This is a genomic window from Arthrobacter sp. TB 23 (assembly GCF_000294595.1).
GTDB lineage: Bacteria > Actinomycetota > Actinomycetes > Actinomycetales > Micrococcaceae > Arthrobacter_D.
Genome location: NZ_ALPM01000079.1, coordinates 18866 through 32668, shown reverse-complemented (window position 1 = coordinate 32668; position 13803 = coordinate 18866). Strand labels below are relative to the sequence as shown.

At 60.4% G+C, this 13803-nt stretch carries 11 protein-coding genes and 1 pseudogene; 6 read left to right on the top strand and 6 right to left on the bottom strand.

From position 1 onward, the window contains the following. Positions 1–337 precede the first annotated feature (337 nt). Positions 338–1171 carry a hypothetical protein gene (locus tag B384_RS0112005; RefSeq protein ID WP_019483352.1) on the bottom strand — a complete coding sequence of 278 codons (834 nt, stop codon included), beginning with the start codon at positions 1169–1171 and terminating at the stop codon, positions 338–340. A 97-nt stretch (positions 1172–1268) separates the two neighbouring features. On the opposite strand from B384_RS0112005, the gene B384_RS0112000 reads away from it, so the two are divergent. Further along, on the top strand, positions 1269–1652 hold the full coding sequence (locus B384_RS0112000; RefSeq protein WP_019483351.1) for a hypothetical protein: 384 nt from the start codon (positions 1269–1271) through the stop codon (positions 1650–1652). 83 nt (positions 1653–1735) lie between these two features. Here the strand turns inward: B384_RS0112000 and B384_RS0111995 are convergent, their stop codons facing one another. Continuing rightward, on the bottom strand, positions 1736–2038 hold the full coding sequence (locus tag B384_RS0111995; protein WP_019483350.1) for a DUF4193 domain-containing protein: 303 nt from the start codon (positions 2036–2038) through the stop codon (positions 1736–1738). Positions 2039–2342: 304 nt separating this feature from the next. Here B384_RS0111995 and B384_RS18785 point away from each other — a divergent pair. Continuing rightward, a pseudogene (locus tag B384_RS18785) lies at positions 2343–3397 on the top strand (alkene reductase). Positions 3398–3920: 523 nt separating this feature from the next. Then, entirely contained in the window at positions 3921–5336 is a 1416-nt protein-coding gene (locus B384_RS21125) for a M23 family metallopeptidase (protein ID WP_237715306.1), read from the top strand. Between the two features lie 160 nt (positions 5337–5496). Here the strand turns inward: B384_RS21125 and B384_RS20625 are convergent, their stop codons facing one another. The 3 genes from B384_RS20625 to B384_RS0111970 form a co-directional block, all read right to left on the bottom strand. Continuing rightward, the gene (locus B384_RS20625) at positions 5497–5658 is read right to left on the bottom strand and encodes a hypothetical protein (protein ID WP_156809082.1); all 162 of its coding nucleotides are present in this window, start codon (positions 5656–5658) and stop codon (positions 5497–5499) included. 226 nt (positions 5659–5884) lie between these two features. Continuing rightward, complete coding sequence (locus B384_RS0111975) at positions 5885–7135, bottom strand: MFS transporter (RefSeq protein WP_019483347.1); 1251 nt, start codon at positions 7133–7135, stop codon at positions 5885–5887. Between the two features lie 56 nt (positions 7136–7191). Next, the gene (locus B384_RS0111970) at positions 7192–8721 is read right to left on the bottom strand and encodes a SulP family inorganic anion transporter (protein ID WP_019483346.1); all 1530 of its coding nucleotides are present in this window, start codon (positions 8719–8721) and stop codon (positions 7192–7194) included. Positions 8722–8900: 179 nt separating this feature from the next. Here B384_RS0111970 and B384_RS0111965 point away from each other — a divergent pair, with 179 nt between their 5' ends. Together B384_RS0111965 and B384_RS0111960 are read left to right on the top strand one after the other, a co-directional pair. After that, on the top strand, positions 8901–9266 hold the full coding sequence (locus tag B384_RS0111965; RefSeq protein ID WP_019483345.1) for a MerR family transcriptional regulator: 366 nt from the start codon (positions 8901–8903) through the stop codon (positions 9264–9266). Between the two features lie 173 nt (positions 9267–9439). Then, on the top strand, positions 9440–11467 hold the full coding sequence (locus B384_RS0111960; RefSeq protein WP_237715305.1) for an acyltransferase family protein: 2028 nt from the start codon (positions 9440–9442) through the stop codon (positions 11465–11467). A 14-nt stretch (positions 11468–11481) separates the two neighbouring features. Here B384_RS0111960 and B384_RS0111955 read toward each other — a convergent pair whose 3' ends face one another. After that, complete coding sequence (locus B384_RS0111955; protein WP_019483343.1) at positions 11482–11880, bottom strand: MerR family transcriptional regulator; 399 nt, start codon at positions 11878–11880, stop codon at positions 11482–11484. Positions 11881–12061: 181 nt separating this feature from the next. On the opposite strand from B384_RS0111955, the gene B384_RS0111950 reads away from it, so the two are divergent. Further along, positions 12062–13573 carry a SulP family inorganic anion transporter gene (locus B384_RS0111950; protein WP_019483342.1) on the top strand — a complete coding sequence of 504 codons (1512 nt, stop codon included), beginning with the start codon at positions 12062–12064 and terminating at the stop codon, positions 13571–13573. Positions 13574–13803: the final 230 nt, after the last annotated feature.

The window sequence follows — 13803 nt, the reverse complement described above, 5'->3', positions numbered from 1 at the left end:
CCCGGGACCATCATCGCGATCTCGCCTGCCGGTGAAACCTACCTCACCACAGCCGACCCACCACCAGCCCCACCAGCCGACATACCCCCGCCCTTCTAGAAGCACCCATTGAGCCAGCACCGCCCCCTGGGCAGCCCCAGCGTGCCTGGCAGCTCCGCCCCAGACGTGAGATCTGGTGATTCAAAAAGCCGTCGGCCCACCACATGTCACCTCTGGCCGGGTGGGTGCGGCCAGAGGATGCGGGGCTCTGGCGGGCGGGTGCGGCCAGAGGATACGGGGCTGGGCTGGACGGGGTGCGGCCAGGGGTGCGGCGCAGCCAGAGGCGGGGCGCGAAGCTCTACCGCAGCGCGGAAGTCGCCGCTCCTGCATGGCTGCGGGAGCGCACCCTGATGATGACTGTTGCAAGCAGGACGATTGCCGCCACGACGGCGGCAGCGATCGACGTCGTCGCCGATTCCATGTCGCCGCTGGTGCGCCCAACCGCGATCCAGGTGAGTCCCCAACCAATAGCCGCCGCGACGGCGAGACGACCCTTGCCTTTGAGCGCCAGCCCTAGGCCAACCAGTGCAACGACGGCAAGGATAGCGACAGCCCAAACTTCTTCGTTCAGGCCAAACCCGTCGAAGCCTGCAGCGGTCAGCGCTGCAGCGATGTTCGCGCACACCGCCACGCAGACCCAGCCAAGATACAGGCCCAGCGTGCCATCGACAATCACTGCCTCAGGCCACGATGATGCTGGCCGGCCGCTGTAGCGCAGAAATAAGACGGTCAGGACTGCAAGCAGCACCAGAATCACCGGCACACTCGCATTGAGCCACCCGGCCTGGATGCTCAGAATCCAGACCGCGTTCAACACCATTGACACTGCGACCATCCAGCCGAGCGATCGTTGCCGCTGCGCGGATCGCTGTGACGGCAACCATTGCCAGACGGTGTAAGCCACCAAGCCCGCGTACACCACTGACCAGATGGAAAACGCCGCACTCGCCGGGGCCAGAAGGGTGGCATCCGTGCCCAATGCCCCGCCAGCCGCCTCTGCAATGGGCGTCCCGCCGAAGACTCCGACACCGATCATCGATCCCACCAGGCAGAAGATCATGCTGGCAGTGACAGCTATCTGGCGATACAGGTCAGCGCTGGTCTTTTCCTTGCTTGATGTGTGGGTTCTCATACCTCTATTGAACCGGTCTGACCGCGATAAAACTATCTCCTCCGCCAAGAGGTCAGTAGGCTGGGTAGTTCACGTGTTGACTCGAAAGGTGCATGTCATGACTGAATCAAACCTCCCCGAAGAGGAACTGAGTATCACCGACGCAATCGATACAGCGGAAGCCGAGGAGCTGGATCCGGTGGCTGCGGGACAGCCCGACAACTACCCGGGCGCTGCGGAAGACAACCCTGACCAGTGGCGAAACGACCCGCTACTTCAGGACGAACCGGCTGCGACGGTGACCGCGGAAGGCACCGTTGCTGAGCAGGTACTGCGCGATGGATCTGAGGGCGACGACGCCGTACCGACGCTGGGCGAAGCCGCCGCGGACGTCGATTTCGGCGATCCCGCTGACGAATCAGAGATCGATGGCAGCGACGACAGCGCCAACCTTGGCGGTTCGCCCCTCAGCCATGGCGATGAGGATCTGCTGGGCCACTAGCCGTCACACCCGATCCTCACGCCGCGTCGTCGACAGACCGAGGAGTGGTCCGTCGACGGCGCGGTGGAGAAGTCTTCGGGTGGTTAGCCTTCGCATTCCCGGCAGAACAGGAGGTCGCCCTTCTGGCGGGCAACCTGGCTGCGGTGGCGGACCAGGAAACAGGAGGAGCAGGTGAACTCATCATCCTGCGGCGGAATTACCTGGATCAGGAGTTCCTCACCCGAAAGATCCGCACCAGGAAGGTCAATCCCTTCGGCAGTGTCGGCATCCTCGACGTCAACTGAAGCCGACTGGGATTTGCTGCCACGGTTAGCCTGAAGGGCTTCGAGGGACTCGGCTTCCTTGTCCTCATCGTTGTTGCGTGGTGCGTCGTAATCCGTTGCCATTCCGGTGCCGTTCTCTTGAAAATCGCTGAAGCTGTGTGGTTGATGCAGCCACCGAGTATAACCATGAAATTCCTGACCAATGTGCAGGAGATATTGTTGCACGATTACGCATAATTGGGCCCCCTCTGAGCATCCCGAAAGGGCCTACGGGGTGACAGCTAGGTAAGCGATATCAGTGGCTAGCTATTCCCGCCTACACCGGCCCTGGAATAGGTCGGACCTGGACGGGGTTGCCCCTTGCAGAACCTATTTTCAACGGAAAGTGCTGCTTGTGACTCTCTTCACCCCGCTCACCATTGGTGCCATGGAACTGCCCAACCGTATCGTCATGGCCCCCCTCACCCGGGTCCGCTCGAGCAGGGAGGGCGTTCCTGGCCCTCTCGTGGTTGAGCACTACCGGCAGCGCGCATCATTGGGGCTGATCGTCACCGAGGGCACTTACCCGAGTGACGCCGGCCGAGGCTTCCCCGGCCAGCCAGGCCTAGTGACAGCGGAACAGTTGGCCGGCTGGCGCAATGTCACTACTGCTGTGCACGACGCCGGTGGGCGGGTCTTTGCCCAGGTCATGCATGCCGGACGGGTCACACACGAGGCAACCACTGGCGGGCACACGGTCGTTGCTCCGAGCGCTGTGGCGATCAATGGCGAAACCCGAACCTATGATGGCAAGTTGCCGTACCCGGTTCCCCACGCCCTGACCACTGACGAACTTCCCGGCGTCATCGATGAGTTTGTCCAGGCATCACGGAACGCGATCGACGCTGGTATGGATGGTGTTGAGCTTCATGGGGCCAACGGCTACCTCCTCCACCAGTTCATGTTCCCGGAAACCAACCAGCGCGACGACGGTTACGGCGGCTCCCCCGCCAACCGCGCCCGTTTCATGGCCGAGGTAGTCCAGGCGGTAGTTGCAGCGGTCGGCGCCGAGCGGGTGGGACTCCGGATTTCCCCGGGCACCAGCGGCAGGGACGTGCTACCCGCAGATCCCGACGACATCCTCGCTACCTATGGCGCAATGGTCGACGCTATCGCACCCCTCAACCTCGCTTACCTGAGCGTCCTCCACGAAGACCCAGCCGGTTCACTGATCCAGGGACTCCGTTCGCGCTTCGGCGGACCCTTCCTGGTGAACAGCGGCTTCGGCGTGATTACCGACCGTGACGAAGCCGAGAGCATCCTCGCATCCCGGCTCGGAGACGCCGTCGTCGTCGGCCGTCAGGCGATCGCGAANNGGCCCGCCGGTGGCAGGAAGGCCTACCGCTGAACGAGCCCGACCCTGCGACCTACTATTCACACGGCGCCGAGGGATACATCGATTACCCGTTCTACGAGGATGTGCTGGCCGAAGCTACAGCCTAGGAAATCCCGCCCGCCCCTGATATCGCCCAAGGAATAGACTGCGCGTCGAGAGACACCTGCTGCAAGCCCACTCAAGAGAGCTAGCTTGGTAAAACCCTAGGAAGTCATTCGATTCCTCGAATGTTCGCCTTCAAGCCGTTGCGCATCTTGGTGCGGTAAGCCAATCTGAGGGGGTACTTAAGAAACTTTCCTCGCAGGGGTGAGTGGGTTGGGGTCGATTCGTTTTCGCCGCAATGGGAATTCACCTAACTGGCCAGCTTGCTCAGCAGGGATAGCTCTGGAGCTAATCGTGAAAACTGTCCAACCAATCTTTTCCCCGAAGACCCCGGGTTTGCGCAAGTCCGCCACGCGGACAACCCTTGCGGTATGCGTAGTTATGGCGGCAGTCTGCGGCTCCGGATATCAAAACTCCACCCCAGGAACGACCGGTCAGTTAGCAGCGGCCGCAACTCGAAGTGCCGTGTCGGCTGCAGTGCCCACTGGATGGGTTGGACGTGAGTTATTGGCCATCCCAGCTCCTGAGATGCAGGATTTTCTGGTTCCTGGTCAGCCCAACGGCGTTATGGTTCCCGGTCAACCCAACAGCGGTATTGCGTCGGAGGAGGCCAGGGCAGCTGATAACGGGCTTCAGGTCACCAGCGATCCCTCCGACGGCCCTGCCCGCCCCGGGCCGGGAACACTCATGTCACCGTTGGGAACACTGAGCCCCAGTTCCCCATTCGGCGAGCGCATCAACCCGCTCACCGGCGAGGCGGGCGAGTTCCACTACGGACTGGATTTCGCCGCACCCTGCGGTACGTCAGTTCATGCGGCGGATGCCGGAACGGTACGGGCCGTCGGGTGGCACCCCTGGGGTGGCGGGAATCGAGTGGAGATCGATCACGGCAACGGGCTGATCACCACCTACAACCACCTTGAGGGGATTTCGGTTGAAGCCGGAGCTACCGTTGAAGTCAGCGAGATTCTGGCGACCGTCGGGTCAACCGGGTCCTCAACGGGTTGTCATCTGCATTTTGAAACCATTCGCGATGGGTCCCACGTTGATCCTCGAGGATGGACGCTCACACCGCTGAATCCCGCATCCCAGGTGGGAACACCGGACATGACCTCCTACGCACCGGGTGGGGGTGCATCAAGCAATGCAGTGCCATGGGTAATTGCCATGCCTCACGAGGTGTCACACGATACGGGTGACAGTCGCATCGAAGGGGTGCATGGACCGGCGATTGTTGCCGCGCCAGCAGTTCCGAAGCCTGCTGCCGGCTCGGCCCCGCCACGGCACTCTTACCCGGTTGCTCATGATTCCAAGCCGACTCCCCGACCCACTGCCAGACCATCCGAACCCAAGTTGTCAGAACAGGATAAGCCTCAGCCGGGGCCGTCAAGCCAGAGTCCTTCGAGCCCGAACTCTTCGAGCCCAAGTCCGTCAGCGGCCCCAACGAAACAGGATGAACCTGCACCGTCGCCCAGCTCCCCGGGGCCTGAGCCAGAAAATGAAACTACTCCCCCGCCCGCTCCCGGCCCCGAGCCCACACCCCAACCTGAGCCTTCACCCGCTCCTGAACCGGACCCTGACCCAGCTCTGGTCTGCACCGAACCTGAGACAGTCCAGGCTATTGGAAGTGGATCCGGTGAGGACTCGACGCCGGGACACGGCCCCCGACAGGATGCGTCGCCGTTCCCGGTACCGATTCCCGTACCAGTGACCGACGACGAACAGGTTGCCTCCGATGCCTCGGCCACTCCTGTGGATGGCACTACTGAGGCGGATGACGCTATTGAGGAAGAGGCCGGGGACGGCGATCCGGCCGTTCCAGCTCCCCCCTGCGATGGTCAAGAGGAGTCAGACGCCGATTCAAATGGCGAGATGGACGACATGGACAACCACCAGGACACCGTCGTCGTACCGGCAGACGATGCGACCGCGGCAAAACCCTAGACCGTCTGCAAGGTTGGTGATGCCTCATTTGTGGATTTGGCACTCTCTACCTGCATCACGGATGGGGAAAACGAGTATTCCCTACTCGTGACCCGGCGGGTACGTTTCGTAATGTCTATCCATGACAAACATTAATCACAGGTGTCAGTGTTGCGGCGAACTAGTTGACGAAGTCTTCTGCGAGGACTGCACCGAGGAATTCAGTCAAAACGCTGCCTGAGCGCTGAGCCGCCCGATCACCGGGCTGGGCGCCAGCGACCGACTGGGGGACCACACTGGTTCCGCTAACTTTTTCCTTGCACCCGGTTACTACACACGACATCGAATTTCCTAGCCCTCATTCGCCCGACGGGTCACCAACGGGTTCGCCACATTGAGACTGGGTGTCCGGCGCCACCCAAGCAGAGGCGATAAAAGTCCCGGAACCAGCAGCCGGGCCCGTGAATCCGATCAGCCCCCAGAGGGTCGTGTTGGGCGGTCCCCAAAGGTTGGGCCCACAGGAATACCTTCAACGCCCCAATGCGTTTCACCAGCAGGGCATCCGAATTCTAGCGGCTGGCACCCCTGGCCATTAGTTTGCCTTTCCGGCCGGGCGCGGGACACAGCAGCGCAAATACTGCTACCGACACCGGCAATAGCGCAAATATCAGGCTAGGCACAGAATAGTTCCCTGTCAGATCGCGCCCGAGTGAGAAAAGTATCGGACCCAGAGCTGTCGACCCGACGTTGATGGCGGTAATGATGCCTCGGATACCGCCGATATTCTCTGTGCCGAAGTAGTGCGACAAGGCGATTGGCTCGATAGCTCGGATCGAGCCGGATGCCGCACCAAGTATCAAGCCATAAATAAGTGCGGTAGGTAGTCCGTTGACAACCTGCAGGAAACCTAGCGCTGCAGCAAGAAGCGCCATCGAAGCAGCCAGTGCAAACCGTGGGTCAACGCGATGAGAAAGCGCCCCCGCCACCAAAGTCGCGAGGATGCCAGTGATGGTTTGGGGGATGAAGTTCGCAGCGGCTTCGGTGCTGGTTAGGCCCTGAGTGGTGAGGATAGAGATTTGGTGAAAAGCGAGACCGGTGGTGAGCACTCCGGTTGCAGCCAGCGCTGCAGCTATGGCCCAGAAAATGGGGGCCCGAACTGCCTGGCTGCTGGACCAGTCGGCGCCCGGAATTGTCTCAGGATGGGGCTGGGACTCCCCGGAAGCGAGCCTTGGGGGCGCCGTTTTCCGGTATCTGGGAAGCAGGAGGACCATCGGCAGGATAATCACGAGCACGGCAACTGCCTGATAGCGCCATGCCATTTCCACCCCACCGGCGCTGATCAGCCGATTCACGAGAACTGGGGTCAAGGAGATACCGGCTGAACCGACTGCTGCGGTTATTCCGAGCGCGAGACCACGTCGGGTGGTTAGAGCCTTCACCACCGCAGTTGTGGCGGCCAGGGTTAGTGCCCCCTGCCCGGCCATGCGAAGGAATACGAACCCGACAGTCAGACCGGCAATGTTGGTAGCGAAACTCAGAGCCAGCAGCGTACCCGCGAATACCAGCGCCGCCACGGTAATCACTTTTCGTGCACCCCACCGGTCCAGCCCCCTCCCAATGAATGGGGGGGCTGCTGCACCGGCGAGCGTACCGATGAGGTAGCTAAACGAAAGGTCCGTCCTGGAGATTTCGAGCTGCTCGATCAACGGATCGGTGAATGGTGAGAGCCCCGCAGTCTGACCCGGCGCCGTAGCGGCGGTAATCAGTGCGGCGGCAAGTACCGTGCCGGACCATGATCCGGTGCCCCTTGGCTTTTTCACTGTTTCCTCATCTATTGCCAGCTACTCTCGGCCCTCCGCAGGACACCTTTGCTCCGTTAGTGGCTTCCTGCAAGTCGCCCTGCGAGGCGATCCCGGATGGCGGCGCTGGCAGTGTTAAGGCCCTGTATTTCGACCTCTTTGCCGTAATGGCGGTACTTTTCAATAATCGCGTCCAGTGCAGCGATCGTAGACGCGTCCCAAAGGTGCGACTGGTACATGTCAATGACGATCTTCTCTGGATCCTCGGCGTATTCAAACTGCATGTACAGATCGTTGGAAGAAGCGAAGAACAATTCCCCGCTGACAACATATTTGGCGAAGGTGACGCCGAAGTGTTCCTCGATCGTCCGCTCAACGCTGACAAAATGGGCAACCCTGCGTGCGAAAGCAACCATCGCTACGAGCACACCGATGATCACACCGATGGCCAGGTTATGGGTGAAGACCGTGAAGACGACGGTCGCCACCATGACCGTGGTCTCGCTCTTTGGCATGTGACGGAGCGTGTCGATCTTGACGCTGTGCCAGTCGAACGTTGCAACGGAGACAAAGATCATTACCGCCACCAGGGCGGCCATCGGGATGAGCGCAACGATGTCGCCAAGCGAAACGGCGAGGATCAGAACGAATATTCCCGCAAGGAATGTCGAGATTCGGGTGCGTGCGCCCGAGGCTTTGATGTTGATCATCGTCTGCCCGACCATGGCGCAGCCACCCATGCCACCGAAGAAGCCGGTGATGATGTTTGCCGTGCCCTGGCCCCAGGACTCACGAACCTTATTGGACCGGGTATCAGTGATGTCATCAACTAACTTGGCGGTCATCAGAGATTCCATCAGACCAACTACAGCCATACCAAGAGCAAAGGGAGCGATGATCTGGAAGGTCTCGAAAGTCAGTGGAACATTCGGGAAAAAGAGGGAAGGCAGGCTCTCCGGCAGATCGCCCTTATCGCCGACAGTTGGCACGTTGAGAGCGAAGACGACGGCGACAACGGTAAGAATCACGATCGCGACAAGCGGGGCGGGAACGGCTCTGGTGAGCCGAGGAAGAAGGTAGATCACCAGTAGGCCCACGACCACCATCGGGTAAACCAGCCAAGGTACCCCAAGGAGCTCGGGAAGCTGAGAAGTGAAGATCAGGATACCCAGTGCATTGACGAACCCCACCATGACCGAGCGCGGAATAAACCGCATCAGCTTCGCGACGCCGACAAGTCCCAGAACCACCTGGAAAATACCTGCCAAGATTACTGCTGCAATAAAGTAGTCCAGCCCGTGACTCGCCACCAGCGGTGCAATCACTAGGGCGGTAGCAGCGGTAGCGGCGGAAATCATGGCTGGTCGTCCACCAAGGAAAGCGATGGAGACGGCCATGGTGAAGGAGGCGAAGAGGCCTATGCGGGGGTCCACTCCGGCGATGAGCGAGAACGCGATGGCCTCGGGGATCAGGGCGAGAGCGACTACCAAACCGGCAAGGACTTCGGTCCGCAGACGCCGGGGTGAGCGCAGGGTGCGCCAGACGGACTGGGTTTGTTCGGGTGTTAACTTCGTATCCAGATTGGTGGCATAGGCATTGGTCGCCATGCGGGCTCCATTTCGTGCTCGGGCGGACACAATCGTGCCTCCGGTTTGATAGGGAAAACGGGCGCTGCACTGCGCCAAAGAAGAAGGTGGGAGGTGCCGGATTCGCCAGCTCCACTACTGACCTTACCCTAACGTAATGGTAGAGTTAAATCCATTACTTTTCCTACGAAGGACGGTGCATGATGCAGATTGGCGAACTCGCCGAACGCGCGCAGCTGTCCCTGCGGACAATCCGGCACTACGACGAGATCGGCTTACTCCACCCATCAGCCCGAACTGACGGTGGTTTCCGAATCTATTCAGAAGACGACTTCAAGCGGCTGGTGCTAATAAGACAGGCACGCGCGTTGGGGTTTAGTCTCGACGAAGTCGCCGATCTGCTCGACGCCATCAGTCGGAGCAAGGGTACTGAAGGGCCAGCAGAAAAAACGCTGATCAGGTTCCTTGAAGAGGCGCGGGTTCGGCGCAAAGCCATGGCGGTGAATCTTGACCGCGCCGACGACTTCATCGCAACAATGACCGATCAAGCCAGGGACTCACGTTGACACTTCCCCCCATACCAGCTCTACCCCGCTTAGACTCGACGGATTTCGCACACTTCGACGTTGGCTGCTGGAGTAGTTACGCTCATGGTTCCCCTTTGCGCTGAACGAAAAGATTCTCCGCAGCTCATTCATGGGCGAAATATCCACGCAGATAGCAATGAAAGAGGTTGGTTTTGGGCTCCGCCGCGGAACCACGGAAGAGCCAACAGGCGTTCCGTCCTGAAGTAGAGGGACTACGGGCGGTCGCTGTCCTTATGGTGGTCGTCTACCACATCTGGCTAGATCGAGTCTCGGGCGGCGTCGACGTCTTCCTCCTGATCTCCGCGTTCCTGCTGACACTGTCCTTTACCGGGCGCGTCGAGACCCAGCGACCACTCGACCTCTTGGGGCGCTGGGTACGGATGTTTGGAAGGCTTGTACCGGCAGCGGTGATCGTACTGTTGGCCACCATCGCAGCCGCCCTGCTCGTCTTTCCTCAGGCCAGGTGGGGAGAAATCATCGACCATGGCTGGGCCTCCCTCCTGTACTTTCAGAACTGGTCATTGGCGCTCGGAGCTGTTGAGTACCAGGCAGCGAGCGCGGCTGTCAGCCCGATGCAGCACTTCTGGTCGTTATCGATTCAGGGGCAAGTATTTATTCTGTGGCCATTGCTGCTCGCCGGCTGCGCAGCCGCCGCCAGAGCGCTACGGTCGCCTTTCCGGGTGGTAGCGGGCACAGTCTTCACCACGATATTCATCATGTCGCTGTCGTTTTCGGTGAGCGAGACGATCCAGAACCAGGCCTTCGCCTACTTCGATACGCGGGCACGTCTCTGGGAATTCGCACTCGGGTCCCTCCTAGCCCTCGCCCTACCCTGGTTGCGGCCACACAAGATTCCGCGCGTGTTGATGGGGTGGATTGGTCTTCTGGCAATAGCCCTCTGCGGCATCCTCATTCCCGTCGGAGACGCTTTTCCGGGCTACATAGCCCTGGTTCCGACCGTCGGTGCTCTATTTGTGATTACCGCCGGTCAGACAGGCAGCAGGTGGGGTATCGATCGGCTTCTCTCAGCGCCTCCGATTCTTCGCCTTGGAGGCATGTCCTACGCGCTCTATCTGTGGCACTGGCCCATCCTGATTACCTATCTGGTGGTCTCTGGGGCCGAGCGAGCTTCATTCAGCGTTGGCGCGGTGATTATTGGCGCATCGATCCTACTGGCGGCGGTAACGACCCGTCTGGTTGAACGACCCATACGGTCGTGGCGCTGGGTGCACCGACGTCGTCGTCGTAATGCAACATTGACCGTGGCGCTTGCGTTGGTCGTCGCAGTGCCACTGACCGGTTGGGAAACCCAGATTTCGTCCAACGAACACCAGTTGGAGTCCCAGCCGGACGCACTGAACCCAGGGGCGGCGGCTTTAGCCCCGGACTACCCAGCCGGCGGGGTTCCCGACGCCGACCCCATCCCTGCGGCTACAGACCTTGGGAACGAGTGGGGTAATGCTGGACCAGGCTGCACCCCGCCCTATCTGACCTCAGACCCGCTCCTCGAACGCTGCCACCAGATTGAGCCCGACGCGGAACCGGACAAGACCATCATCGTCATCGGCGACTCGCACGCACTCCAGCTGATGTCAGCCATTGGGCCCATCGCCCTTGAAAACAACTGGCGAGTGGTTGCTTTGCTGAAGGATGCCTGTCGCTACGGGGGCGAATCGGCTGAGCGCGACGACGAATGCAACGCATTCAACGCCGCTGCGCGAGAGTATGCGCAAGACCAGAATCCTGATGCCATCCTGACCTTGGGCACCATCACTTACACAGACGAGCCGCGCGAATCTCTGGTGCCGGACTACCAGGCTGGAATCCAGCCGTTCCTCGATGAGGGCGTAGAGGTGATCTCCATCCGAGACAATCCCCGGTTCCCATTCAATATGTTTGAGTGCGCGGAGCTGCAGGGCGTCGACGCTCCGCAATGCAATCCTGACCGGGCCGAGGTGCTACTGCCCGAGAACCCGGCGGACGCCATCGCCGAGACCGAACCGCTGTTCCACTCGGTGGACCTGACTGACCGGATCTGCACGGACAACACCTGCCCAGCGATGATCGGTAACGTCTTTGTGTACCGCGACTTCGACCACCTGAACCGAAGCTATGTAGAAACGTTGATTCCGGCCCTGGAACGACGGATCCTAGCCGAGACTGGTTGGAGTGGAGGCTAGCGCTGACCTAATGGTCAGTAGGTCTCGAGGGTCGCGATGAATTCATCTGCTCGCCGGAGATTCTCGGCCATCTTCTCTCGCTGGGCGGCTGCCGACGTCAAGTAGCCAGCCAGCCGTTCCCGCAGGCTACTCGTGTCGTCGTCATTGCTGGCAGCGGTCAGACCATCCACGATCGAGAGCAAGTCTCCCATTTCCTCAAGGGTGAATCCCAAGGGTTTCATTCGGCGCACTACCAAGAGGCGCTCAATATCACCGTCTGTGTAGACACGGAACCCACCCTCGGTGCGCGAGGATGCCGGGAGTAGTCCCACTTCGTCATAGTGCCTGATCGTGCGGAGCGAGAGACCGGTCCGCTCAGCTACTTCACCGATATGCATGGCGCGAGGCCGTGCCGGTTCCGAAGATTCACCCATTGTTCGATTCCCTGTGCCCCACCGGCGTTAACCTCTCGTGACGTTAAGTTAGAATTTAGATCGACCGATCTGCGTTGCGCGGATCGATGTGTACATTGCCGTTCAGCCTACCGGCCCAGACCAGACACCCCCGAACCGTGGGGATTCACCTAGCCTGCTCCGTTTACAAAGGACTATCCCTATGACCACGCCGACTTTGGCACCCACTCCTGTCGAACGCCAGTCGGTGATGCGCACACTCCGGCATCCGCGCCTCCTCAAAACCGAGGTGTTGGCGGGTTTGGTGGTTGCTCTCGCTCTCATTCCTGAAGCGATTGCATTCTCGATCATCGCAGGTGTGGACCCGAGGCTTGGTCTCTTTGCATCTTTTACGATGGCTGTTTCAATTGCGTTCCTCGGCGGACGCCCCGCGATGATTTCTGCGGCAACCGGTGCCATTGCGCTGGTCATTGCCCCTCTGGTTTCCAGCCACGGAGTTGACTACTTCATTGCGGCCGTCATCCTCGCTGGGATCTTTCAGGTAGTACTTGGCCTGATCGGCGTCGCGAGGCTGATGCGTTTCATCCCGCGCTCGGTGATGGTGGGCTTCGTGAACGCACTGGCCATCCTGATCTTCATGTCCCAGGTCCCGGAACTCATTGACGTCCCGTGGCTGGTCTATCCCATGGTCGCAGTCGGGCTGCTGATCGTCTTCGGCTTGCCGCGGCTCACTATGGTGGTGCCAGCCCCATTGGTCGCCATCGTGGTGCTCACCGTGTTCGCCGTTATTGCCAACATCGCCGTCCCCGACGTCGGGGACAAGGGCGAGTTGCCCGACAGCCTACCCACCCTGTTTTTCCCCAATGTTCCGCTGACCCTCGAGACGCTGCAGATCATTGCGCCGTTCGCCTTCGCCATGGCTTTGGTCGGATTGCTCGAATCACTCATGACAGCCAAGCTCGTCGATGACATCACCGATACGCGCTCCAACAAAACCCGCGAGAGCTGGGGGCAGGGCGCGGCGAACATCATTACCGGATTCTTCGGCGGGATGGGTGGCTGCGCGATGATCGGTCAGACCATGATCAATGTGAAAGCCTCCGGCGCGAGGACCCGGATCTCCACGTTCATGGCCGGTATCTTCCTGTTGATCCTGGTTGTAACTCTCGGCGAGATTGTGGCACTCATCCCCATGGCAGCCCTGGTCGCCGTGATGATTTTCGTCGCCATAGCCACCTTCGATTGGCACAGCATCAAGCCGACCACCCTGAGGCGGATGCCCAAGAGCGAGACGTTGGTAATGGTAAGCACCGTCGTCGTCGTTGTCTGGACTCACAACCTGGCCATCGGTGTGGGCGTCGGGGTATTGGTGGCGATGATCGCCTTCGCACGCCGCGTCGCGCACTTCGTCACCGTCGACCGGACGGTCATCGAACTCAACGGCGAGGAGACAGCTACCTACACCGTCGACGGTGAGCTGTTCTTCGCGTCCTCCAACGACCTCTACACGCAGTTCGAGTATGCGACCGACCCAGACCACGTGGTCATCGACATGCACGCCTCACACCTATGGGACGCGTCAACGATTGCCGCCCTGGATGCGATCACCGAGAAATACCACAACCATGGGAAAGACGTCCGGGTCATCGGCCTGAACGACGCCTCCGTGCTGATGCGCGAACGGCTCGCCGGCAAGCTCGGCGCGGGGCACTAGTTACAACGCACATTAATCATGTCGACCCGATCTGATATTCAGGGTTCCGGCCAGGGTTGCAGTCTCGCCGATGGACTTGCCGGGAATTCTCCCAGTTTCCTGCGGAGGCCGCCTCGGGCCGTTGACTAGGTAAAATCCGCTCAATGTTGCAACGGTCCTCACTCTTCTCCTTTGCTGCTCGGGCCTGTCGCTGGCGGTTCTAGTGCTTCCCGGGGTATCGGTTGACCTGC